General features: G+C 72.1%; 16 protein-coding genes. 13 read left to right on the forward strand and 3 right to left on the reverse strand.

Annotated elements, in window-relative coordinates:
• Positions 1-165 precede the first annotated feature (165 nt).
• From ACIO9K_RS27890 to ACIO9K_RS27920, 7 genes are all read left to right on the forward strand, one after another.
• Complete coding sequence (locus tag ACIO9K_RS27890; protein WP_400334069.1) at positions 166-963, forward strand: phytanoyl-CoA dioxygenase family protein; 798 nt, start codon at positions 166-168, stop codon at positions 961-963.
• 80 nt (positions 964-1,043) lie between these two features.
• Complete coding sequence (locus ACIO9K_RS27895; RefSeq protein ID WP_363624497.1) at positions 1,044-1,634, forward strand: DUF6309 family protein; 591 nt, start codon at positions 1,044-1,046, stop codon at positions 1,632-1,634.
• Positions 1,631-5,953 carry an amino acid adenylation domain-containing protein gene (locus tag ACIO9K_RS27900; protein WP_400334072.1) on the forward strand — a complete coding sequence of 1,441 codons (4,323 nt, stop codon included), beginning with the start codon at positions 1,631-1,633 and terminating at the stop codon, positions 5,951-5,953. The genes ACIO9K_RS27895 and ACIO9K_RS27900 overlap by 4 nt, the downstream gene beginning before the upstream one ends.
• A gap of 134 nt (positions 5,954-6,087) precedes the next feature.
• Positions 6,088-7,362, forward strand: coding sequence for an aspartate aminotransferase family protein (locus ACIO9K_RS27905; protein ID WP_400334075.1), 1,275 nt, complete (start codon positions 6,088-6,090; stop codon positions 7,360-7,362).
• A gap of 18 nt (positions 7,363-7,380) precedes the next feature.
• The gene (locus tag ACIO9K_RS27910; protein ID WP_363624492.1) at positions 7,381-8,241 is read left to right on the forward strand and encodes a TauD/TfdA family dioxygenase; all 861 of its coding nucleotides are present in this window, start codon (positions 7,381-7,383) and stop codon (positions 8,239-8,241) included.
• The gene (locus ACIO9K_RS27915; protein ID WP_363585773.1) at positions 8,238-9,008 is read left to right on the forward strand and encodes an SDR family oxidoreductase; all 771 of its coding nucleotides are present in this window, start codon (positions 8,238-8,240) and stop codon (positions 9,006-9,008) included. The genes ACIO9K_RS27910 and ACIO9K_RS27915 overlap by 4 nt, the downstream gene beginning before the upstream one ends.
• Before the next feature lie 3 nt (positions 9,009-9,011).
• Complete coding sequence (locus ACIO9K_RS27920; RefSeq protein ID WP_400334079.1) at positions 9,012-9,782, forward strand: class I SAM-dependent methyltransferase; 771 nt, start codon at positions 9,012-9,014, stop codon at positions 9,780-9,782.
• Positions 9,783-9,884: 102 nt separating this feature from the next.
• Here ACIO9K_RS27920 and cpt read toward each other — a convergent pair whose 3' ends face one another.
• Positions 9,885-10,451 carry a chloramphenicol phosphotransferase CPT gene (gene cpt / locus ACIO9K_RS27925; protein ID WP_400334082.1) on the reverse strand — a complete coding sequence of 189 codons (567 nt, stop codon included), beginning with the start codon at positions 10,449-10,451 and terminating at the stop codon, positions 9,885-9,887.
• Between the two features lie 250 nt (positions 10,452-10,701).
• Here cpt and ACIO9K_RS27930 point away from each other — a divergent pair, with 250 nt between their 5' ends.
• The 3 genes from ACIO9K_RS27930 to ACIO9K_RS27940 are packed head-to-tail and all read left to right on the forward strand — an operon-like array spanning position 10,702 to position 14,659.
• Positions 10,702-11,853 (forward strand): terpene synthase family protein, encoded by a 1,152-nt coding sequence (locus ACIO9K_RS27930; protein ID WP_400334085.1) that lies wholly within the window; start codon positions 10,702-10,704, stop codon positions 11,851-11,853.
• Positions 11,850-13,265 carry a cytochrome P450 gene (locus ACIO9K_RS27935; protein ID WP_400334087.1) on the forward strand — a complete coding sequence of 472 codons (1,416 nt, stop codon included), beginning with the start codon at positions 11,850-11,852 and terminating at the stop codon, positions 13,263-13,265. Before ACIO9K_RS27930 ends, ACIO9K_RS27935 begins: the two co-directional genes overlap by 4 nt.
• Entirely contained in the window at positions 13,262-14,659 is a 1,398-nt protein-coding gene (locus tag ACIO9K_RS27940; protein ID WP_363585768.1) for an FAD-binding protein, read from the forward strand. The genes ACIO9K_RS27935 and ACIO9K_RS27940 overlap by 4 nt, the downstream gene beginning before the upstream one ends.
• Positions 14,660-14,809: 150 nt before the next feature.
• Here ACIO9K_RS27940 and ACIO9K_RS27945 read toward each other — a convergent pair whose 3' ends face one another.
• Complete coding sequence (locus tag ACIO9K_RS27945; RefSeq protein ID WP_363585767.1) at positions 14,810-15,034, reverse strand: hypothetical protein; 225 nt, start codon at positions 15,032-15,034, stop codon at positions 14,810-14,812.
• Between the two features lie 243 nt (positions 15,035-15,277).
• Here ACIO9K_RS27945 and ACIO9K_RS27950 point away from each other — a divergent pair, with 243 nt between their 5' ends.
• Positions 15,278-16,618: a GH1 family beta-glucosidase gene (locus tag ACIO9K_RS27950; protein ID WP_400334091.1), complete on the forward strand. Its 1,341-nt coding sequence runs from the start codon at positions 15,278-15,280 to the stop codon at positions 16,616-16,618.
• Between the two features lie 613 nt (positions 16,619-17,231).
• Here ACIO9K_RS27950 and ACIO9K_RS27955 read toward each other — a convergent pair.
• Positions 17,232-18,245 (reverse strand): hypothetical protein, encoded by a 1,014-nt coding sequence (locus tag ACIO9K_RS27955; protein ID WP_400334094.1) that lies wholly within the window; start codon positions 18,243-18,245, stop codon positions 17,232-17,234.
• A 175-nt stretch (positions 18,246-18,420) separates the two neighbouring features.
• On the opposite strand from ACIO9K_RS27955, the gene ACIO9K_RS27960 reads away from it, so the two are divergent.
• Positions 18,421-18,618, forward strand: a complete 198-nt coding sequence (locus ACIO9K_RS27960) for a hypothetical protein (RefSeq protein ID WP_400334097.1) — start codon at positions 18,421-18,423, stop codon at positions 18,616-18,618.
• Between the two features lie 260 nt (positions 18,619-18,878).
• Entirely contained in the window at positions 18,879-22,865 is a 3,987-nt protein-coding gene (locus ACIO9K_RS27965; RefSeq protein WP_400334100.1) for a CHAT domain-containing protein, read from the forward strand.
• Positions 22,866-23,009 lie beyond the last annotated feature (144 nt).

Consider the following 23,009-nt stretch of genomic DNA (forward strand, 5'->3'; position numbering starts at 1 on the left):
AACTCGTGCCCTTTCGTGGTGAACGTGTGTCAGCTGTGGCGACGACGGACGAACCCGGCGCCACCCGAGGTCTGGATGATCCCGTGCGTTTCATAGAACCCGTTCAGGTCCCATCCGCCGTGCCCGACTGTGCGACCCGTCATCCGGAAGGAGGGGGCCGGTTCGGTGACGCAGACTTCCGGAGGGCGTGAAGCCCTAGACACCGAGCAACACCGCCAGTTCCTGGAATCCGGATACCTGGTCCTGCCCGGCCTGGTGCCGGAGCCGCTCAGGGCCAGGCTGGCCCCCGAGGTCGACCGCTGGGTGGACGAGGGCCTACGGGCCCGCTCGATCGCCGCCTGCACCGACCCCGCCCGGCACGGCCCGCCCCCGGTGCTGGAACTGGAACTGCCGGCCCACGGTGAACTCCTCACCCACCCACCGCTCTTACGGACGCTGTCCGGTCTGATGGGGCCGTCCTTCGTCTTCCACCACCTGCACAGCGACCGCCAGGCCCCGGGGATCCCCGGCAAGGCCTGGCACCACGACTGCGAGCCCAACGACCGCGCCGACCCGTCGCTGCTGATGGTCCACGCGCTGCACTACCTCGGCGGCCTCGACGAGAAGGTCGGCAGCCTGGCCGTCCTGCCCGGCTCGCACCGGCGTACCGTCGGGAAGACGGCGTACGCCCACCACGGCACCGCCGAACTGCCCGGCGAGGTGGTCATCGACCGGCTGCCGCCCGGCTCCACGGTGCTGCTCAACTCGGCGCTGTTCCACACCCGCAGACCGGCGCCGGACGGCCCGGGCAGGCCCCGGTACTTCATCGACGCGTCCTACTGCCAGGTGGGGGCGCGCTGGCGCCCGGTGAAGCCGCACTGGCGGCTGATGCTCGCCCGGGCCCGTGAACTCGGCCTGGCGGAGGGCCGGTGGCCGGAGCTGTTCGCGGAACGGCACTTCACCGAGTACGTCGGAACCGCCTGACCGGAACTGTTCGATCGGAACCGCCTGACCGGAACGCCCTGGCCGGAACAGCATGATCGGAACTGTCTGAGGAGCACCGCGTGGAGATCGTCACCGCCGTCGCCTACGCCGAGGTCCACCACGCCTACCTGCGGGACCACCCGGTGGAGCGCGCCCACGAGGCGAACAGCAACCGGGACGGCGAGGAGAACGTCGAACGCGCCGGCCGGATCCCCGGCGGCTGGTGGCGCGTCCGGCTCTCGCGCTCGGACGTCCTCGGCGTCGTCCTGCCCTGGCACCTGAGCGAGGGCGGCGCGCGCGAACTCGTGCCCCGCTCCGGCCTGACCGTGGCCGAGGCGGCCGAGCGCATCCGCTCCGACGAGGCCGCCTGGTCGGCCGCGAACCCGGTCTGCGCCGCCAAGCTCCGGCTGCTGCGGTGGGCCCCGTTCACCCCGGTCTACCTGAGCACCGGCGCGGTCGACCACCCCGACTACACGGACCTGCTGGTCCGGGAGGGACTGATCCACATCGACGGCCTGCACCGCATGCTGGCCTGGGAGCTGGCCGGACGCCTGCCCGACCGGCCGCGCCTGGACGCGTTCCTCGCGGGCGATCCCCTGGTCGTGGACCCGCACGCGACGGGGCCGGTCCGCGCCGGGCGGGCGGCCCGGACGGGAGGCGAGCCGGAGTGACCTTCGCGACGCAGCACGTCCGGTCCACGCCGTCCGCACCGTCCGCATCGTCCACGCCGTCCAACCGGGCCGCGTCGTCCGCCCGGTCGCTGTCCGGGTTCCTGTTACGGCTCGCCCGGGAGCACCCGGACCGGACCGCCCTGACCGACGGCGACCGCACCCTCGACTACCGCACCCTCGACGCCGCGGCCGGCCGGATCGCGGCCCGGCTGGCCGCGTCCGGCACCGGCCCGGGCGACCGGGTCGCCCTGCTCGGGCCCCGGGACGCCCGCATGCTGGTGCTGCTGCACGGCGTGCTGCGCTCGGGCGCGGCGGCGGTGATGGCCGACCCGGACTGGTCGGCGGCCGACCTCGCCCGGAGGCTGGCGGCCGTCCGGATCGGCCGGGTGCTCAGCACCGAGGCGGCCTTCCCCGGGCCGGAGGGCCATCCGGCCGAGGTGGTGGACGTCGACCGGCTGGCCGGGCCCGAGGGCCTGCCCGACGCGCCGGGCAGCGTGCCCGCCACGACCGGTGACCTCATGCCCGGCGGGGCCGGTGACCTCATGCTCTGCGGGGCCGAGGAGCTGATGCTCGGTGCGGCCGAGGACCCCGCGTACCTGTCCTTCACCTCGGGGTCGAGCGGCGAGCCCAAGGCGGTGGCCGTCACCCACGCCAACGCGGTGCACTACGCGCGGGCGCTGGCCGACCGGCTGGGCTTCACCGAGGCCGACGCCCCGTGCGTCGCGCACGTCACCACGCTGGCCGCCGACCTCGGCCACACCGCCTGGCTGCTGGCCCTCGCGGTCGGCGGTTCGGTGCACGTGGTGCCGGACGGCGAGGTGCGCGACCCGGAGGCGTTCTGGGCGTCGCTGCGGCGCGCCGGGGTGTCCGTGCTGAAGACCACCCCCTCGCACCTGACCGTCCTGCTGGAGGGCCGGCCCGGCGACGCCCCGCCCCTGCACACCGTGCTGCTCGGCGGTGAGGCGCTGCCGCGCCCGTTCGCGGCCGCCCTGCTCGACACCGGCGTCACCGCCCGGCTGGTCAACCACTACGGCCCGACCGAGACGACCGTCGGCGCCACCTGCTTCCTCGCCGCCACCGCCCGCCAGCTGCCGGCCGAGGAGCCGACCGTCCCGATCGGCACCGGGATCGGAGAGGTGCGGCTCGCCCTGCTGGACGGCGACGGGCGGCCGGTGCCCGACGGCGCGGTGGGGGAGCTGCTGATCGGCGGCCGGGGCGTCAGTGCGGGCTACTTCGGCCGGCCCGCCGAGACGGCGCGCGGCTTCGTCCGCCACGACGGTGAACGCATGTACCGCACGGGCGACTTGTGTCGACGCCGGGCGGACGGGAGCCTGGTCTTCCTCGGCCGGGTGGACCGCCAGGTCAAGATCCGGGGCTACCGGGTCGACCTCGCCGAGATCGAGCGGGCGATGGACGACTTCCCGGGCGTCGCCCGGTCCGCGGTGCTGGTCCGGGAGACCGCCGTGGGGAACCAACTCCTGGCCGCCGTACGGTTGTCGGCCGACGGCGCCGGGCTGGCCGGGATCGGCTCCTACCTGCGCGACCGACTGCCCGGCTACTCCGTGCCGCAGCCGATCCTGACCCTGCCGGAGTTCCCGGTCGGGCCGAACGGCAAGCTCGACCGGGATCGGCTGGCCGAGCTGGTCGCCGAACTGGTCGAGGCCCGGGCGGAGTCGGGGCCGTCCTCGGACGGGGACGCGCTGGCCCGGTCGATCGCCGGGTTCTGGGCGGCCGCACTGGGCCTGCCCGGGGTCGGGCCGCACACCGACGTGCTGGACCTCGGCGGGGACTCCATCCTCGCCATGCGCACCGTCGCCTTCCTGCGCCGGTCGGGCCTGCGCGTCCACTACGACGACTTCTACCGGCACCCGACGGCGCACGGCCTGGCCACGGCCGCCGCAGCCGTACCGGTTCCGGCCTCCGCTCCGGCCGGGCGGACCGGAAGCGGCGACCGGGGGAGTCAACTCGCCCCCGCGCAGCGGTGGCTGTACCTCCAGCGGTCCGTCGACGACCTGCGGCACTGGAACCAGTCCGTCCTGCTGCGCTGCCGGACGGCCGTCGACCCGGCCGCGCTCTCGGCCGCGCTCGCGGCCGTCCTGGAACGCCACCCGGCGCTGCGGCGGCCCGTCTCGCCGGAGGGCTACGACGCACCCCGGCCGGTGGCCGACCTCGACCCGCTGTCCTTCTCCCGGATCCCGCGCGGGACGGCCCCGATCGCCGAGACCGTCGCCGGGGCCTGCACCGAACTCCACCGCAGCCTGGACCCGTTGGCCGGCCGGCTGCTGCGCGCCCACCTGTTCACCGGCCCGCCCGGCACCGACGACCGGCTCGCCCTGATCGCGCACCACCTGGTGGTCGACGGGCTGTCCTGGCGCATCCTGCTGGACGACCTCGCCCACGCCTACCGGGCGGTGCTCGACCAGAAGCCGGCCGACCTGCCGCCGACCCCGGACTTCTACCAGTGGGCCGCTGCCGCGCCGCCGCCCCCGGCACCGGCGTCGCCTTCTCCGGCGTCCGCGCCGGAGTCCGCACCGGAGTCCGCGGTCCGCGCGCAGCCGGCGGCCGTCGGCTGGACGCTCGACGAGGACGGCACCGCCCGGCTGGTCGGCCGCCACGGTGGCGGGACCGGCCTGGAGGCCTTCCTCCTGGCCGCCTTCGCCGACGCCGTGACCGGCTGGAGCGGCCACCCGCGGCTGCCCGTCGAGGTGGAGACCCACGGCCGGGACACCGCCGGCGATCCGGGCGAATTCCTGGACACCGTCGGCTGGTTCACCGCCGTCAAGCGGCTGGTGGTCGAGGCGTCGGCCGGCCCCGAGGGGGCCGCTCAGCGCCTGCGCGAGGCCCCCGTCCAGCCGATGGACGCACCAGGCACCCGCCCCGCCGCCGGGTTCAACTTCCTCGGCACCTTCCGGCTGCCCGACGAGCCCGCACTGGACTGGACCGTCGCGGACGAGCAGGCCGGAGTGGCCCGTTGCACCGGCGGAGACCCGCTGTACGACCTGCGGCTCACCGCCCGCATCGTGGAGAACCGGCTGGTCGCCGACCTGGTGTACGGGTGGCCCGGTCTGCCGCACCCCGCCGCCGAGCGGATCGTCGCCGCGTTCGCCGGGACGGTGGCCGCCGAGGCCGGTACCGGTGCCGGTACCGCCACCCGTCCCGTCCGGGCGCCGCTGTCGACCTCCGGCCAGCTGCTCCACCCCGGCACCCGGGCACCCGCCGTACCGGCGGCCCGCACCACGGTGCGCGAACCCGCCCGGGTACTGCTCACCGGCGCCACCGGCTACCTGGGGCGGCACCTGCTCGACGCCTTCGTCCAGCGGGGCGCCCACGTCACCTGCCTGGTCCGGGCCGAGCACGACGCCGGCGCCGTCCGGCGGTTGGGCGCGGGCGCCGGCGACGGCCGGATCCAGGTCGTCGCCGGGGACATCGACCGGGAGGGGCTGGGCCTGTCCCCGGCCGGACTGGCGTGGGCCCGGGGCGCGCAGCTCGTCGTGCACGCCGCCGCGGACGTCCGGCTGGTGGCCTCGCCCGACGACCTGGAGCGGACCAACCACGCCGCGGTGCGGCGGCTGCTCGGCTGGATCGACGAGCACGCCCCGGCGGCCCGCGTCCACCACGTCTCCACGCTCGCCGTCGCGGGCGGCGTGGACGGCCCGCCCCGTCGCTTCAGCGAGGCCGACCTGCGGATCGGCCAGCACTTCCGCACCCCGTACGAGCGGACCAAGTTCGCCGCCGAGCAGACCGTCCGCGCCTGGGCGGCCACGGGGCGGGCCGCCTACCTGTACCGCAGCGGCCACATCGCGGCGCACAGCCGGACCGGCGCCTTCCAGGCCAACATCGGCGACAACCGGATCTACCAGCTGATCCGCGGCTACCTGCTGGCCGGCGCCGCCCCGCGCCGGCCGCGCACCACCTACGCGTTCTCCTACGTCGACACCGTGGCCGCCGGGATCGCCGCGATCGCGCTGGACCCGTACGCCGCGCCCGGCGCCTACCACGTCGAGAGCCCGCACGAGACGCCGCACGACGAGCTCGTCCGCTGGCTCGCCGGCCACGGCCACCCCGTCCGGCTCACCGACGACGAGGCCTTCGCGGCGGCGATCGCCCGGGCCGAACGCGACCACCCGACGGCGGCGGGGCTGGCCGCCGCGTGGTCCCTCCAGGAGGAGCGCAACGTCCTCGTGGACCGCGCGTACACCACCTCCGTGCTGGACCGGCTGGGCATCCGGTTCGCCGAGCCCACCCCGCAGTGGTGGTCGGCCGCGCTCACCCGGGCCGCCGAGGCCGGCTACCTGCCGCCCGTCGCACCGCCGCACTGACCCCCGTCCGCCGCACTGACTCCCGTGCGTAGGACCGACCCCCGTCCGACGTACCGATCCGTCCGCCGCGCCGGCGCCCCGTGAGCCGCGCCCCCACCGACCCGTACCCCCCAGACCCATGGAAGGCGGACCTCGTGTCCCAGCTCTCCCCGGTGCTCAAGCAGGCCACCCCCCTCGTCGCCACCCGCGGCGAAGGGCTCCACCTCTTCGACGCCGACGGCCGCCGCTACCTCGACTTCACCTCCGGCGTGGGGGTGACCAGCACCGGCCACTGCCACCCGCGCGTGGTGGAGGCGGTGCGCGAGCAGGCCGGCCGGCTGATCCACGGCCAGTACACCACCGTGCTGCACGACCCCCTGCTCACCCTCACCGAGCGGCTCGGCGAGGTGCTGCCGCCCGGCCTGGACTCGCTGTTCTACGCCACCGCCGGCACCGAGGCGGTGGAGGCGGCGCTGCGGCTCGCCCGGCACGCCACCGGCCGGCAGAACGTGATCGTCTTCGAGGGCTCCTTCCACGGCCGCACCATGGGCGCGGCCGCGCTCACCACGGCCGGCAGCCGCTTCCGCGCGGGCATCGGCCCGGTGATGCCCGGTGTCGCGGTGGCGCCGTTCCCCGACGCCTTCCGGCTCGGTCTGAGCCTCGGGCTGAGCGAGGCGCAGGCCGTGGAGCACGCCCTGCGCGGACTCGACCAGGTGCTCGCGACCGTCAGCGCCCCCTCCGAGACCGCCGCGATGTTCGTCGAACCGGTGCTCGGCGAGGGAGGCTACGTGCCCGCGCCCGCCGGGTTCCTCGCCGGGCTGCGCGAGCGCGCGGACCGGCACGGCATCCTGCTGGTCGTCGACGAGATCCAGACGGGCTTCGGCCGCACCGGCCGGTTCTGGGCCCACCTGCACCACGAGGGCGTGGTGCCCGACGTCCTGATCACGGCCAAGGGCCTGGCCAGCGGCTTCCCGCTGTCCGCGATCGCCGCGCCGACCGACCTGATGCGGCGGGCCCGGCCCGGCTCGCAGGGCGGCACCTACGGCGGCAACCCGGTGGCCTGCGCCGCCGCGCTGGCCACGCTGGACGTCATCCGGGACGAGCAGCTGGTCGACAACGCGGCCGAACAGGGATCGCGGCTGCTGGACGGCCTGCGGGCGGTCGCCGCCGGAGCGCCGGGCGTCGCGGACGTCCGGGGCCTCGGGCTGATGATCGGCAACGAGTTCTGCCACCCGGACGGCTCCCCGGACCCGGACACCGCCAAGCGCGTCCAGCAGGCGGCGGCCGACCTCGGTCTGCTGCTGCTGATCTGCGGTATCCACCTGAACGTGGTCAGGATGATCCCGGCCCTGACCGTCACGGCCGGGCAGGTCGACGAGGCGCTGGCGCTCTGGTCCAAGGCGGTGGCGGCGGCCACCGCCCAGCGGTAGAGAGGAGTGGTTCCGCACATGTACGACGACACGGTGTCCGAAATCGGCTGGAGCAGCGAGGAGTTGGAGGCGCGGCGGGAGCAGTGGTCGCTCCCGCTCGACGAGGGCGAGCGACAACTGCTCTGGGCGGACGCGCGGGCCGGGCGGTGGGGCGCGGCCGAGCCGGTCCGGGCGAAGCTGCGCGCGCTCGTCCAGGGCGGTGCCCGTTCCGTCGGCGTCGCCCACGTCACCGGGCTGATGGATCCGACCGCCCCGGAGGAGGAGGTCGCGGCGGCCCTGTCCTTCCTGCTGCGGGACTTCGGCGAGATCGTCCCGCAGAACGGGCGCGGCGACCTCACCCAGGTGCTGCACGACCAGGACGGCGACGGCAACACCGAGCTCGGATTCCACTGCGACACCTGCGACCTGCTCGTCCTGCTCTGCATCCAACCCGCCTACAACGGTGGAGGGTTGACCAAGCTGGCGAGTGCGCGGCACGTCTACGACCTGATCAAGCGGGAGCGGCCGGACGCCCTCGCCACCCTCACCGAGGACTGGACGTTCGACCGGACCGGTCGGGCCGGGCCGCAGGTCGTGGTCTCCCCGATCCTCTACACCCAGAAGGACGGGACCATCGCCTGCTACTACCAGACCCGCACCGTCCGCTCCTCCCCCGACCGCGGCGGCCCGCCGCTGACGGACCGCCAGTGGGACGCGCTCGGTGTGCTCGACGAGGTGCTCTACCGGCCCGAGATCGCCTTCGGCCTCCCGATGGCCGCCGGAGACCTGCTGATCATCCGCAACAGCCGAGTCCTGCACGGGCGTTCGGCCTATGTGGACGAGCCTGCGCCGAACTCCCGGCGGATGCTGCGGATCTGGATGAACGCGGAGGACATGTGACCGGGAGCGTACAGGCACCACACGGGCGGACGGCCGTCGTCACGGGCGGTGGCAGCGGGCTCGGCCGGGCCGTGTCCCTGGCCCTGCTGGGCGCAGGCTGGTCCGTCGCGCTGGCCGGGCGACGCAAGGACGCCCTCCAGGAGACCATCGCCCTCGCGGAGGTCGACCCCGCCCGGGTGCTGGCCGTCCCGACCGACATCCGCCAACCGGAGGAGGTCGCGGCCCTGTTCGACGCCGTCCGCGACCGCTTCGGCCGGGTCGACCTGCTGTTCAACAACGCCGGCGCCGCCGCCCCGCGCCGACCCATCACCGAGACCCCGTTCGAGGACTGGAACCGCGTCCTGGACACCATCGTCACCGGCGGCTTCCTCTGTGCCCGTGAGGCCTTCCGGGTGATGAGCACCCAGTCCCCGCAGGGCGGGCGCATCATCAACAACGGCGCGCCGTCCGCCCACGTCCCGCGGCCCAACTCCATCGCCTACACGGCCGCCAAGCACGCCGTCCTCGGCCTCACCAAGGTGCTCTCCCTGGACGGCCGCGCGCACGGCATCGCGGTCGGCCAGATCGACGTCGGCAACGTCACCCCGGTCGACGGCGGCCCGCAGCCCGCCGCCATGCAGGCGGACGGCACGATGGCGGTCGAGGCGACCATCCCGGTGGAACGCTTCACCGAGGCGGTCCTGCTGATGGCCTCGATGCCGCCGGACACCAACGTCCAGTCCCTGACCGTCCTGCCCACCACCATGCCGTACATCGGAAGGGGCTGAACCGTGCTGGTCAGCGCACGTTCCTTCGACGAGTACCGCGCGATGTTCGCGCTCACCGACGGCGACCTCGCCCCCGGCCGGCGCATCCTGGACTGCCCGGGCGGCGCGGCCGCCTTCACGGCCGAGGCCGGCCGGCGCGGCATCGACGCGGTGGCCGTCGACCGCGAGTACGCCCACCACCGGGAGGACCTCGGCGTCCTCGTCGAACGGGAGACCCGGCACAAGCGCGACCAACTGGTCCGAGAGGCATCGGACTTCGTCTGGACGTGGTACGGCGACCCCGACCGCCTCACCCGGCAGTGGATCGCCAACGCCCGCGACTTCCAGGCCGACATCGCCGCCCGCCCGGACCGCTACGTCGCCGGCTCGCTGCCCGAACTCCCTTTCGCCGACGACTCCTTCGACCTGGTTCTCAGCTCGCACCTGCTCTTCTCGTACGGCAACCGGTTGGACGGGGACTTCCACCTGGCGGCCCTCCTGGAACTCGCCCGGATCGCCCGCCGTGAAGTCCGGCTCTTCCCCGTCATGGTGTACGACACCGGTGTCCGCTACGGGGAGCTGGACGGGCTGCGCCAACACCTGGACGTCCTCGGGATCACGAGCCGCGTGGAGCGGGTGGACTACGAATTCCAGCCCGGGGACAACGAGTTGCTCGTGCTGTCGTGCGCCGCCTACCGGCCGCTGGCGCGGACCGGGGCGGGAGCGCCGGGAGCCGACGCGTCGGTGCCGAGCGCCGCCGACCCGGTGCGGTGGCGGCACCGGGAGCACCCCTGACCTCAGGCCTGAGCCCTGCCCGTGCCCCTGGCCCTGGCCGACGCCGACTCCGCGTCGGTCAGGGCCAGGGGCCTGACCTGGGCCAGGGCCCACAGGCCCAGGTCACCCGCCCACGGGGGCGGATCCGGTGGTGCCGCCCCCGAGGTGGGCGGCAATCCTCCGCGCGCACTCCAGCGACTCGGTGCGCGAGGTGTCCACCTCCAGGTCGTAGCGCACGCCCTGGTGGACCAGCTCCGCCTGCGAAGCGGCCATCCCCAGGATCCGGTTCCCCCGGGCAAGCTCCCGGCCGGTGGCCACCGCCGCCTCGCAGCGGACCCCGACCCACAGCACGTCCAGGCCCACGAGTGCCTTCTCCCAGCGGAGTTGGGACTCCGACCGGCCGAGGAAGACCTCGTCGACGATCACCCTCGCGCCCGCCCCCGCCATGGCCGCGACCCCCGCGATCCACGCCGCCTCCAAGGCCCGGAACGCCGCCCCGACGCTCACCCCGCCATCGGCCGCGAAGCCGATGCCCCCGTCCGTATCGTGCAGGGACGCGGGCGCCGCCTCGATCAGGGTGTCGACCCCGACCGTCAGCCAGGGCTCCGGCAGCACCGCCTGCAGACACCGGGCGATCCCGGACTTGCCCGAGCTGGAACCACCGTTCAGCACAATCACCTGAGTCGCCATCCCGCCACCGTAGCCACTCCGGCACCACGTCCCAACCGGTTATCGGACGCCCGGCGAGAGCCTGGCCGTCGAGGGGTGGGGCGCGTCGGGAGGGGGTGGGATCGGTCACGGTCCGTGTCGACGTGGTGACGGCGCGATCACTCGTGCGGGGGAAAAGCGATGGTTGCGCTTTGAACAGTCGCGGTGGCTGGCCAGACTGGTCCTTCTCCGACCGGCCGGTCGGAGGTGGTGAGCGAGGGGGAGCACGGGCATGGGCATTTCGCCGTACCGCGGCATGTGCGGCCTCGCCGCCGAGCACCCTGGAGGCCCGGACCTCCTCGCGGGAGTCGCCAGACCGGCGCCGCACGGCGAGGCCGACGCCCTCCGCAGGGACGTCGGGGCGTGGCTGGTGGCGAGCGGCGTGCTCGGCGGTGACGTCCAAGGGTTCCTGGCACAGGGCCACCTGGACCTGGTGGCGGAGGCGTGGGGCGACGTTCCCCGGGGTCCGCGGCTGGTCGCGGCGGCGAAGTGGCTGGTGCTCACCTGGATCCTCGACGACCGCTTCGACGACCAGTGGATCGGCGGGCCCGTCACGGCGGCCCGGCGGACCGTCCGGGCACTCACGGACGTCCTGGGCGGCGGTTCGGACGGCGTTCTGGGTAGCGTTCCGGGCGGCGGTTCGGGTGGTGCTTCGGGCGGCGTTCCGGGCGGCGGTTCGGATGGCGGCTCGGATGGCATCGAGCCGCCCGGCGACGCACTCGTCGAGGCGTTCGCGGTGCTGTGGCGGGAGACGGTCGAGCTGACGCCGCCGCAGTGGCGGGCGCGCTACGCGGCGTACTTCCGCGCGTACCTGGACACCTCGCTCGGCTACCTCGACGAGGCCTCGCTCCGCGACACCCCCTTCCGTGGCACCGCCTTCCGCGACCCCCCCTTCCACGACCTCGGGGCCGCCGCCCCGGCCGGCGCCGTGCAGACCGTCCCCGAGTACCTGCGCCGACGGGACCAGGACGGCGCCGTGTCGTGCGCGGCGGGCTGGATCGAGCTCGCCCACGGCCTGGACCTCGCCGACGAGGTGTTCCGGCACCCGAGGGTGGCGGACCTGCTGATGCGCTTCAACCACGTCGTCTGCTGGGTCAACGACCTCTACTCCGCCGAGGGGGAGTCCGCCGCCGGGAACGGCAAGAACCTGCTGCGCTCGTTCACCGTCCACGAGGGCCTGGCCCCCGAAGAGGCGTCGGCCCGGCTCGGGGCGCTGTGCGAGGCCGAGTCGACGACGCTGGAGTTCCTGGCGGACGGCATCGCCCGCGACCCTTCGTCGCCCGGCGAGGTGCGGGCTTTCGCCCTCGGACTGGTCCGCTTCACCCGCGCGCTCATCCACTGGACGGCGACGGCCGCCCGCTACCGTACGGAGTCACCGCGATGATCCCCCGTCCGCCCGGCGGCCTGCCGCTGCTCGGGCACCTGGTGCCGTTCCTGCGCGACCCGCTGGCGTTCCTGCGTTCCCTGCCCCGGTACGGCGGCCTCGTCCAGATCAGACTGGGGCCGGTCTCGGCGGTGGTGGTCTGCGACCTGGAGCTGACCCGGCACGTCCTGCGCGAGGACCGGGTCTTCGACAAGGGCGGGTTCCTGTTCGAACGGGTCCGCGACTTCGCCGGCAACGGCCTGGTGACCTGCCCCCACGCCGACCACCGCCGCCAGCGCCGCTACGTCCAGCCCGCCTTCCGCGCCGACCGGATCGCGCGGTACACGGAGGTGATGGCCCGGGAGGCCCGGCGGCTGGCCGGGTCCTGGAGCGACGGGCAGGAGGTCGACATCACCGCCGAGTTGAGCCTGGCCGCCGGGCGCAGCCTGGTCTCGACCCTGTTCACCCGGCTGCCGTTCACCGGCCTACAGGAGACCGTCGACGACTTCGTGCTGCTGATCGGCGGCTCCTACCGGCGCATGCTGCTGCCCCACCGGCTCAACCGGATCCCGCTGCCGGCCAACCGCCGCTACGACGCCGCCCGCACCCGGCTGGTGCGCCTGGTCGACGAGGTCGTCACCGCCTACCGCGCGGATCCGGAGGACCGGGGCGACCTGGTGTCGACGCTGGTGGCCGCCGACGCGGGCGGGCAGGCGCTCTCCAACGCGGAGGTCACCGACCAGGTGATGACGATCTTCGCCGCCGGCTTCGACACCATCGCCAACTCCACCGTGTGGGCCCTGCACCTGCTCGCCCAGCACCCGGACATCGCCGATCGGGTCCGGGCCGAGGTGGACGCGGCCCACGTGGGCGCGGCCGGGGTGAACGTGCTCGGGGTGAACGCGCCCGAGGCCGACGCGCTCGGTGTGGGCGCGGCCGAGACCGACGCCACCCCGGCGGCCGGCACGTCGGCGAGCGTGGACGGGCTGGAGCTCACCACCCGGGTCGTCCGCGAGGCCGTCCGGCTGTACTCCCCGGGCTGGCTGCTCACCCGCGTCACGGCCACCGACACCGAACTCGGCGCGCACCGCCTGCGCGAGGGCACGACGGTCGTCTACAGCCCCTACCTCCTGCACCGCCAGTCCGCCCTGTTCCCCGACCCCGACCGCTTCGACCCCGAGCGGTGGGTGGGCGTCCACCCGCAGCGCGGCCCGTTCATCGGCTTCGGCGCGGGACCGCGCCGTTGCGTCGGCGAGCAGTTCGGCATGACCGAGTCCGTCCTGCTGCTCGCCACGATCATGCGGGCCTGGCGGCTGGAGCACGTCCCCGGCCGGACCGTCCGCGAGTTGCCGCTCGCCACGCTGCGCCCCGGCCCGGTGTGGATGCGCGCGACCCGCCGGGACGGCCTCGCCTCCACCGGAGCCGCCGGGTGAGCACGGCCCTCGTCCTCGGCGGCGGCCTGGCCGGCACGCTGGCCGCCGCCGCCCTGGCGCCGCACGCCCGGACCGTCACCGTTCTCGAACAGGACGTCCTGCCCGTCCTGCCCGGCCCGCGCCGGGGCCTGCCGCAGGGCGAGTTCAGCCACATCCTGCTCGGCGGCGGCGCGGACGCCGTCGAGGAGGTCCTGCCCGGAACGCTCGACGCCCTGCTCGCCGCCGGCGCCCACTACCGCTCGATCCCCGCCGGCCTGCTGATGCGCCTCGGGCCGGGCTGGCTCCAGGGCTTCGACTCGCCGGCCTACCTGATCGCGTGCAGCCGCCACCTGCTCGACCACGTCGTGCGGCGGCGGCTGCGCGAGCAGGCGAACGTGACGGTCCGCGAACGCACCTCCGTCCTCGGCCTGGTGGGCGGCCCGGGCCGGATCGTCGGGGTCCACATCGAGAACCCGGACGGCTCGCGGGAGACCCTGCGGGCCGACCTGGTCGTGGACGCGACCGGCCGCCGCTCCCGCGCCCCGGAGTGGCTGCGCGCGCTGGGGGTCAAGGGCCTGTGCGAGGAGACGGTGGACGCCGGACTCGCCTACGCCGCCCGGGTGTTCGAGACGCCGGGCGGAAACGAGGGCTTCCCGGTGGTGAGCATCGTGCCCGTCCCGGGGCGTGGCCGGCCCGGTCGGGGCGCCACCATCATCCCGATCGAGGACGGGCGCTGGATCGTCACGCTCTCCGGCACCCGGGGCGGCGAACCCGCCCGGGGCGAGCGCGAGTTCCACGACTTCCTGAAGGCGCTGGACCACCCGGTCGTCCACGACCTCGCGCGCGCCGCCCGCCCGCTAGGCCCGATCCGCACCTGCCACGGGACACTGAACCGCCGGCGCCGCTACGAGTGCTACGAGGGCGGCCCGCTGGCCGGGTTCGCCGCCACCGGCGACGCGGTGGCGGCACTGAACCCGGTGTACGGGCACGGCATGACGGTCGCCGCCCAGTGCGCCGCCGCCATCCGCGCCGCCGTCGACAGCGAAGGCCTGCACCCGGGGGTGAGCGCACTGATCCAGCGGCGGATCGCCAGGGTCGTCGACACGCCCTGGGACATGGCCAAGGACCAGGACGAGGGCTTCCCGGACGCGCTGTCGAGCCACCCCGCCACCGCCGCCGGGCCCGCCGCCGTGTTCACCCGCTGGTACACCCGCCGGGTGCTGGGCGCGGCCCTCACCGACCCCGCCGTCTCGGCCGCCTACTTCGAGGTGTTCTCCCTCGCCGCCAGACCCGCCCGGCTGGCCAGGCCCGCGGTGGCCCTCGGCGCACTGCGACCCCGGCGCGCCCACCCGCCGACCGCCGGCCAGGCGATCGCCCGCTTCCCGGGGGTGGCCGCACTGGCCGGGCCGTACTGACCGGCCCGGACGGTCGGAACCGCCCGACCTCCCGCTCCGGCACTCCTGTTCACGCCCTCGCCGTTGCCGTTGCCGTCGCCGCCCTCGGACGCCCAGGTCCCGTCCCGCCAAGATCGGTCGGACGGACCTGGGGCGACCTGACGGCGTCGGTCACCGAGCCGCCGCGGCCATGGCCTCGCGAACGGTGATCAGGCATGGATCGCAGTAGCGGTCCGGGCCCGCCGACTCCCCGCCGCCCGCGGCCGGCGCGACGCGCTGGGCGGGTTCGAGGAAACGTCCGCACAGGGACGTCGACGAGTCGTTCTTCGTCACCACGTGCCACACCACGGCCGGCGGTGACACCGCCGGGTCGTGCTCGGCCCACATCTCGTACACGGCAGCCTCCCGAATCGCTGGGGCCCGGTCACCCCATGCAACCTCCCTCCCCGGCGGTCGGCCACCGGACGGGGCCCGGTGGGATGGCGCGCGGGCGGTCGGGGCCCGTCCGACCGCTCCCGCCGGGGCGCGCGCCGCGCTCCTCCGGCCGGGTTTCCCTTGTCGTGGTGGCCGGTTGCCCCTGGCGTTTCGGTGTCGCGTCAGTAACATGAGTTCCCCTCACGTTCACGTCAGGAGGCAGTCATGCCGGACCGCTACGACCTGCCGACGGGGTTCCGCTGGGGCGCCGCCACCGCCGCCTACCAGATCGAGGGGGCGGTGACCGAGGACGGCCGCGGGCCCTCCGTCTGGGACGTCTTCGCGGCCCGCCCCGGCACCGTCCGCGACGGCCACACGGGCGCGGTGGCCTGCGACCACTACCACCGGTACCCCGAGGACATCGCGCTGATGAAGAACCTCGGGCTGGACGGCTACCGCTTCTCCATCGCCTGGCCCCGCGTGCTCCCCACGGGCAGCGGTCCCGTGAACCCCGCCGGACTCGCCTTCTACGACCGCCTGGTGGACGCCCTCCTCGACGCCGGCATCACCCCGCTCCCCACCCTCTTCCACTGGGACCTCCCGCAGGCCCTGGAAGACGGCGGCGGCTGGTTGAACCGCGACACCGCCCACCACTTCGCCGACTACGCCGCGATCGTGACCGACCGCCTCGGCGACCGCGTCCCCGCCTGGATCACCCTCAACGAGCCCTTCGTCCACACCGTCTTCGGCTACGCCCTGGGCACCCACGCCCCCGGCCGCACCCTGATGCTGGAGGCCCTCCCGGCCGCCCACCACCAGCTCCTCGCCCACGGCCTGGCCGCCTCGGTGCTCCACGACCGCGGCCTGGAGGTGATGCTCTCCAACAACCTCACCCCGGTCGAGCCGGCGACCTCCTCCGACGCCGACCTCGCCGCCGCCCAGGCCTACGACGCCCTCCACAACCGCCTGTTCACCGACCCCGTCCTCCTCGGCCGCTACCCCGACCTCTCCGCCCTGGGCGTCCCCGACGACCTCTACGGCGCCATCCACCCCGGCGACACCGACCTCATCGCCGCCCCCGGCCTCGACGGCCTCGGCCTCAACTTCTACAACCCCACCCGCATCGCCGCCCCCACCGAGCCGGGCCTCCCCTTCGACTTCGTCGACATCCCCGACGTCCCCCACACCGCCTTCGGCTGGCCCGTCGTCCCCGACGCCCTCCGCCAACTCCTCCTCTCCCTCCGCGACACCTACGGCAAGACCCTCCCACCCATCACCATCACCGAGAACGGCTGCTCCGTCACCGAGTCCACCACCCCCGACCAACCCCGCATCGACTTCATGTCCGCCCACCTCGACGCCCTCGCCGCCGCCACCGCCGAAGGCATCGACATTCGCGGCTACTACACCTGGTCCCTCCTCGACAACTACGAGTGGGCCGAGGGCTACCACCAACGCTTCGGCCTCGTGCACGTCGACTTCGCGACCCAGCGGCGCACGCCGAGGGCCTCGTACGCCTGGTACCGCGACCTGATCGCCGCCCACAGGGTCCTCCGTGCCCGGTAGTTGGCGTCCATTCGCTGCGGGATGGGTGGCCTCTCGACAACGGCCGAGCGCCTGGTTGAATGACGCGGACCGTAGCTGCTGCGCCTGGGGTTTGCGCAAATGACAGGATGTTCGACAAGTCCGCAGCCCATCGCCAGTGGTTCAGCCATCGGCCGGTTGGGCCGGGACGGTCCGCCTCAGAGTCGGATGGGGGCAGCTCGTCGGTGCGCGATAGTAGGGCTCCATGCCAGCCAGCGCATGACCGGCGGCGCAGGCAAGGTCCTCCAGGTGAAATGCACGTGACACCCACGGCCAGCGCGCCATCGGCAGCCTTGATCTCCTGGACGACCGGCTTGCAGGCATTCGTACAGGTCGGCCACGGCTACGGCGAGGCCGTCGGCAGTAGCCGCTTGGCGACGCCGCGCCGATGCCACGGGCGGGCCAGCACCGCCGTTAGGTTCCGGCGAGCCGTGCTGCCTCTGCCAGACCTTCGGGCTCAAGAGCTGGCCCGGCACACCGGAGATCGAGGAGTTGCTGGACTCAGGCTCGGACGGCTCCGAGCAGCTGTTCCGCGGCTCCAGGCGTCCTCCGCGGCTATTTCCGCGGTATGCGCCACCGTGGCGCTACCGAGCTTTCATGGCAGGGTGGTTATCGATGCCTGTGAGGCGGTGGAGACGGTTCCCCGACCACGTCCTTGCAGAAAGCACGTGAGACCCCACCCCGTTTCGGGAGTGAGGCGTTCCTCGTCCTCCGAGCCGATTCCAAGCTGGCGGGCGAGCGCGCGGGCATGCAACTGGGTGCTCGCCTCGATGAGCTGCGCGTAGGTGTCGGCGGCATCCCGGGTGCGGCGCCAGGCGGTGGCCGCAGTGACACACGCGATGACGAGCCCCGGCCACCAGATCACCGTAAGCGAGAGATAGAGCAGGGACCAGCCGGCCAATGTGGTGGCACGCGTCAGGGCCTCACGGGCCGCGTTGATCTCGGTGCGTTCGACTTCGGGCAGGGTGAACCAGAGCGATGGCCAGACGACTCCTAGATCGAGGCGGTAGGCCTCGTCGAGATGGACCGTGACGGCATGTATGCGGTCACCGGTCCACGTGGGACATTGGGGTTCGAACTTGGAGACGCGAGCGATGCGTTGGTACGCGGTGTCGAGCGGCGCATCTCGTCGGACCGGCACCTGGTCGGCCGTATCGATGTGTGGATCGGTCCGCGCGGCCAGAGCTGTGCGGCGTGCAGCGGCGTTCCATTCCCGCGCATAGGCGGCCTGTTCGCGTTCCCACCTGCGGCGCCGCCTGTCGACGCATCGCCGAGCTACCCGCCGCAATGGGGGTAACCAGGACTCCCATCGGCTCGCCAGCACGACGTACTCGCACATCGAGCCAAGGGTTTGGGCGGCAAGCCCGGCTGCAGCGGAGGCAAGTAGAAGCGCCAGCATGGCTGCGGTCAGGCCGGGAAGGCCAGCTGCCTTGACGGTGGTCGTCCCGTGCTTCACCTGGCGCACCAGTATCGCGAAGTCAACGGCATGGCCGTGACCGAGGATCCAGGCAGCCGATGCGCCCGACACAAATAGCGCGCCGGGAAGGACCAGCAGGGACAGCCAGCGTTCTGCTAGCTTGCCGCTGAGCGTCGCCAACAAACCGCCCATGTCAGAGCCACGTCTGGCGCAGCGCCAGTCCGTCGATGGCGCAAGTCGGGGCGGGAGTGACCGGATCGGGCTGGTCGTACCGGCTGCAACGTCCTGTCGGGCAGATCAAGAGAGCCTCCCTTGGTCGGGAGGCCACAGCACCGGCAAGCCGTAGTCCACTTGCCGGGGATCGGTTGTGGCCATACACGCCCAGGGCATCACCTTCTGCCTGCAGGGCGACGTGGAGGTTGTTCAGGGCAGCGGTGATGTTCCCGCCGGCGCGCACAGCTTCCAGGAGGCGGTCCAGCGGTTCGGCGTCAGGTCCCAGTGCGTCGCGTATCCCCGCCGCATCCCCGCAAACGTGTGCAACCGCGTCCGCGAGCTCATCGTCTGACCCGTCGGCCACTTGCCCTCCCAGAAGTCGTTGGTCCACCCGTGTGGCGTCTATGGCGGCAGTTGACGCGTGGGGCTGACCCGAGAGGACGATATCGCAAGAGGGCTGTCGATTACGTCGGTACGCAGGGATGGCGTTGACAACGGCTCATGGTGGAAGGAGATCTGATTGACACTCAGTTCAGGTGTTAGCCCAGGATGCTGCCTCGCTGGCTGCCATCATCGCCGGAGAGCCAGATGTAGCACCAGCCGGGAGCTGACTTGTACCAGGATCACTTGAATACTGCGCTGGGGCAGCTGAGTTCGATCCGCTTGGCCGCTGATCCCAGAGTCGCGCTTGGACCCGAGGTCCTAGCAAACGCGCGGCTGCTCAAGCAGAGCCTGCGGAACGGTGAGGGCGGCGTCGAGGGGTGGTTGGTGCTGGGATGGGTGCACTTCTATCGCATCAGGGCTCAGGAGTCCGGGGCAGGCCTAAACGACTGGATCGCCGCCGCCGAGGCGTTCGCGCCCTGCTTCATAGCTGATGCAGAGCCCCTGCCCGAGGTTTTGCTCCCCGTTATTGTCGACCATGCCGTGAACAGTGCGACCTCGATGCTCGGGAGAGTCGACCGATCCGATGTTGGCGCAGTTGTCCGACTGTGGCACCGCATCGTTGCGGCCACCGCACCTGATGACCCTATGCGAGCCCGGCGCCTGTCACATCTGAGCATTGCCCTGCAGCGGCAGTTTGACCTGCTCGGTGACCCAGCGGACCAGGACGCTGCCCTCGCTTTCGCCGAGGAGGCGGTGAGGATCACTCCAACGAATCATTCCCCGCCCGTGGAGATTCTGTTCAACGCAGGCTCCTTGGCGTGGAGCAGGTTCGTTCGGACCCAGGAGCCTGCCGATCTCGACAAGGCTCTTGACTGCATGCAGCGGGCGGTGGCCGCGGGCCTTCCTGAGTCACCGATCCGGGGAGAGGCTCTGATGACGCTCGCGGTGGCTCTTCAGGAACGCTTCCAACGTCGCACAGACCCATCCGACCTCGATGAAGCTATTGCTGTCTTCAGGCAGGCAGCTGCGGCTCTCCCGGCCGGAGAGCCGGGGCACCGCACTGCGCTGGCGCTACTGAGTCAGGCACTGTTGGACCGATTCAGATCTGCCGGTGCGTCAGCAGATTTGAAGGACTCCATCGGTGCTGCTCGGCAAGATGTGGACCGAGCCATCCGCGAAGACGCCCTCACTCCGAACCTGCCCGCGAACCTCGGTGAGGTGTTGCTGGTCGCTTTCGGACACAACGGGAACCTGAACGACCTGGATGAGGCCATCCGCAGGCATCGACAGGCGATGGAACTCACAGATCCGGAAGACCCGGCATTTGCCGGATACCTGTCCAACCTCGGAGCCGCTCATCGGATCAGGTTTGAGCAATCCGGGAAGGCGGAGGACCTGGCTGAGGCTGTACTGCTGAGTCAATGTGCGGCCGACAGAGCGCCGACCGACTCCCGGTTGTTGCGCGGGATTCTCGGCAACCTTGGACACACCATGCAGACCAGCTTCGAAGCTGGCGGAGTGGTACAGGACATCGACGATGCCATCGACGCCCTGGGGAGAGCCCTGGCGGTCACTCCGATCGGACACTCCGATCGACCAGCGGCGCTGTCCAACTACGGCGGTGCGTTGCAGGCGCGGTTTCGGCTGACAGCAGTGTCCGCCGACATGGAGCTTGGCATCGAAGCTCTGAGAGAGGCGGTCGAGCTAGCGCCGAACCGTCACGTCGATCGCGCGAACCACTTGTCTAATCTCGGCATCGCGTTGAGTACCCGGTTTCGATTCTTTGGAGAAGTCGCGGATCTGGAAGCGGCGATCACTTTTGGGGAACAGGCAGTCGAGGCGACACCTGAGAGCCACCCGGGCCTGCCGGGTTACTTGGCCAACGTGGCCCTTGCCCTGGCGGAGAGATTCAGGCGGTCAGGCACAACGGCGGACCTGGACGCTGCGATCTCGTACGGAGAGCGAGCTGTCGCGGCCACTCAGCCGGACCACCCGGACCGACCCAGATACCTGTCCAATCTCTCGGGAGCACTGCAGACGAGATTCTGGCGTACCGATGCGGAAGCAGACCTGGAGGCGGCGATTCAGGCGAACGCCGAGGCCGCGGGCCGTGCGGTGGCCGACCATCCCGATCGTGGGTTGCTTCTGTCCAACCACGCGATGTCCTTGGAGGCCAGGTACGGGCTCACCGGCGACCTGCGGGACCTGGATGACGCCGTCGAGCTGCTTAGGGAGGCTGCGGATGTCACGCCGGTCGGCCACCCCGACCGCGCATGGTTCATTTCCAATCTGGGAGGCGCACTGCGCTCGAGGTTCACGGCCACCGGTGATCTGCGGGACCTTGAGTCCGCGATCGAAGCCGGCCGGCAGGCAGTGGCATCCAGCTTGGCGGACCAACCCTCCAGGACGGCTGTGCTGGCAAATCTCGGGATCTCCCTGGGCGCCCGATTCCAAGCGACGGGCCATGGCAGGGAGGAGGCCGTCAAGGCCTTCGAGGCGGTGCTTAAGCTCACCTCAGGTGCGCCGTCCACTCGGATCCGCGCGGCGAGGTCGGCGACGGCACTGCTTGCCGAGTCGGAACCTGCCCGGGCGGCCGAGCTGCTCGCTGCCGCAGTCGAGCTGTTGCCGATCGTGGCAGAACGGTGGCTCAGACGAAGCGACCAGCAGCACGAACTCGGTGAAGTGTCCGGGCTTGCTAGTGATGCCGCAGCGCTGCTGCTGGGTTGCTCGGGTTCGGAGTCGCACTCCCTTCCGGCGCTCGAGCGAGCACTGGTCGTACTGGAGTCGGGGCGTGCGGTCCTGCTCGGCCAAGCATTGGAGAATAGGACAGACCTGACAACCCTTAGGCAAGCTCACCCACGCATGGCCGATCGATTTGTTTACCTGACCGACGTGCTCGATTCCGATGTTCCTCCGCCACCGACTGCGGCCTCCGAGGCTTCCACGCGCGTCGGCGCGTTGGGAACGCCGCAACCACCCGGCAGGCATCGGGCGGCCTTGGATCTTCGCGATCTGATCGACCAGGTGCGCGAGTTGGACGGCTTCGCGGATTTCCTTCGTCAACCGTCTGCCGACGACCTGATCAAGGAAGCTCGTCTGGGCCCCGTTGTGCTTTTCAATGTCAGCAGGTACGGCAGCGATGCCATCGCGGTGACGGCGAGCGGTGCTAGCAGGGTCTGCCTCGGTGGACTTGATGCCGAGTCGCTCATCGTCCGGATCAATTCCTTCTATGCTGCTCTTGCCACGGCCAGCGACCCGCAGGCTACCCGAGGCGCGAGAGTCCAGGCGCAACGTGATTTGTCGGCGGTCCTGGAATGGCTCTGGGACGTTGCCGCCGAACCGGTTCTCACGAGCCTCGGCCTGGATTCCCTGCCGTCCCCCGATTCGCCGATCCCGCGCGTCTGGTGGCTTCCAGGTGGTGCTCTCGGGCTCTTGCCTCTCCATGCCGCGGGGTACCACCGAGATGGGCGGGACAGCCGCACTGTGTTGGACCGTGTGATCTCCTCGTACGCGCCGAGTGTGCGTTCGCTGCGGTACGCCCGGAGAGCCACGCGCGGAGTCTCGATCGTCGACCGTTGTTCGCTGGTCGTGGCCATGCCCGTCACACCCGGTCTGCCGAACGGCGCCCCATTGAGTAGGGCTGCGGCCGAGGCCGAATGGGTGGGTGCTCGCCTGCCCTCCCCGCGGACCTTTATCGCCACCGCGCCTTCTGGCGGCAGTGTCGGCGCTGATGGCCCGACGAGGGAGGAGGTCCTCGTTGCGCTGGAGCAGAGCGCGGTCGTTCATTTTGCCTGTCACGGGATCACCGACAGGACGGATCCATCACGGAGCCAGCTCTTGCTCAGCGACCACCAGTCCGCCCCGCTGACTGTGGCGAGTCTCGCTCGGATCAATCTCGACTCCGCAGAGCTTGCCTATCTCTCGGCCTGCAGCACCGCGGCGAACACGAACACCGATCTCATCGACGAAGCCATCCAACTGACCAGCGCATTCCAGTTGGCGGGCTTCCGGCATGTCATCGGAACACTCTGGGAGATCGATGACGCCGTCGCGGAACAGGCCGCGCGATCGTTCTATGACATCCTCAGGGGAGAGCAGGGCGGCCTTGACATCCCGCGATCCGCTGAGGCCCTGCACCGGACGGTGCACACGCTGCGGGACCGATACCGCGCTGCGCCGTCGCTCTGGGCCGCGTACGTGCACTCCGGTGCATGACGCTGACGAGCGCCGCGGGTCACGACCTGGTTCCGGTGGGCTTCGGCACTCGTCGCCGAGTGTCGAACGCTTTGTACGGGCGGGTACCGGGAATGCACTGCGGCGCATGGCGAACTGGAGACCGGGTCGCGCTTACGCAGGGGT

It is taken from the genome of Kitasatospora sp. NPDC087271 (genome assembly GCF_044744605.1).
GTDB lineage: Bacteria > Actinomycetota > Actinomycetes > Streptomycetales > Streptomycetaceae > Kitasatospora.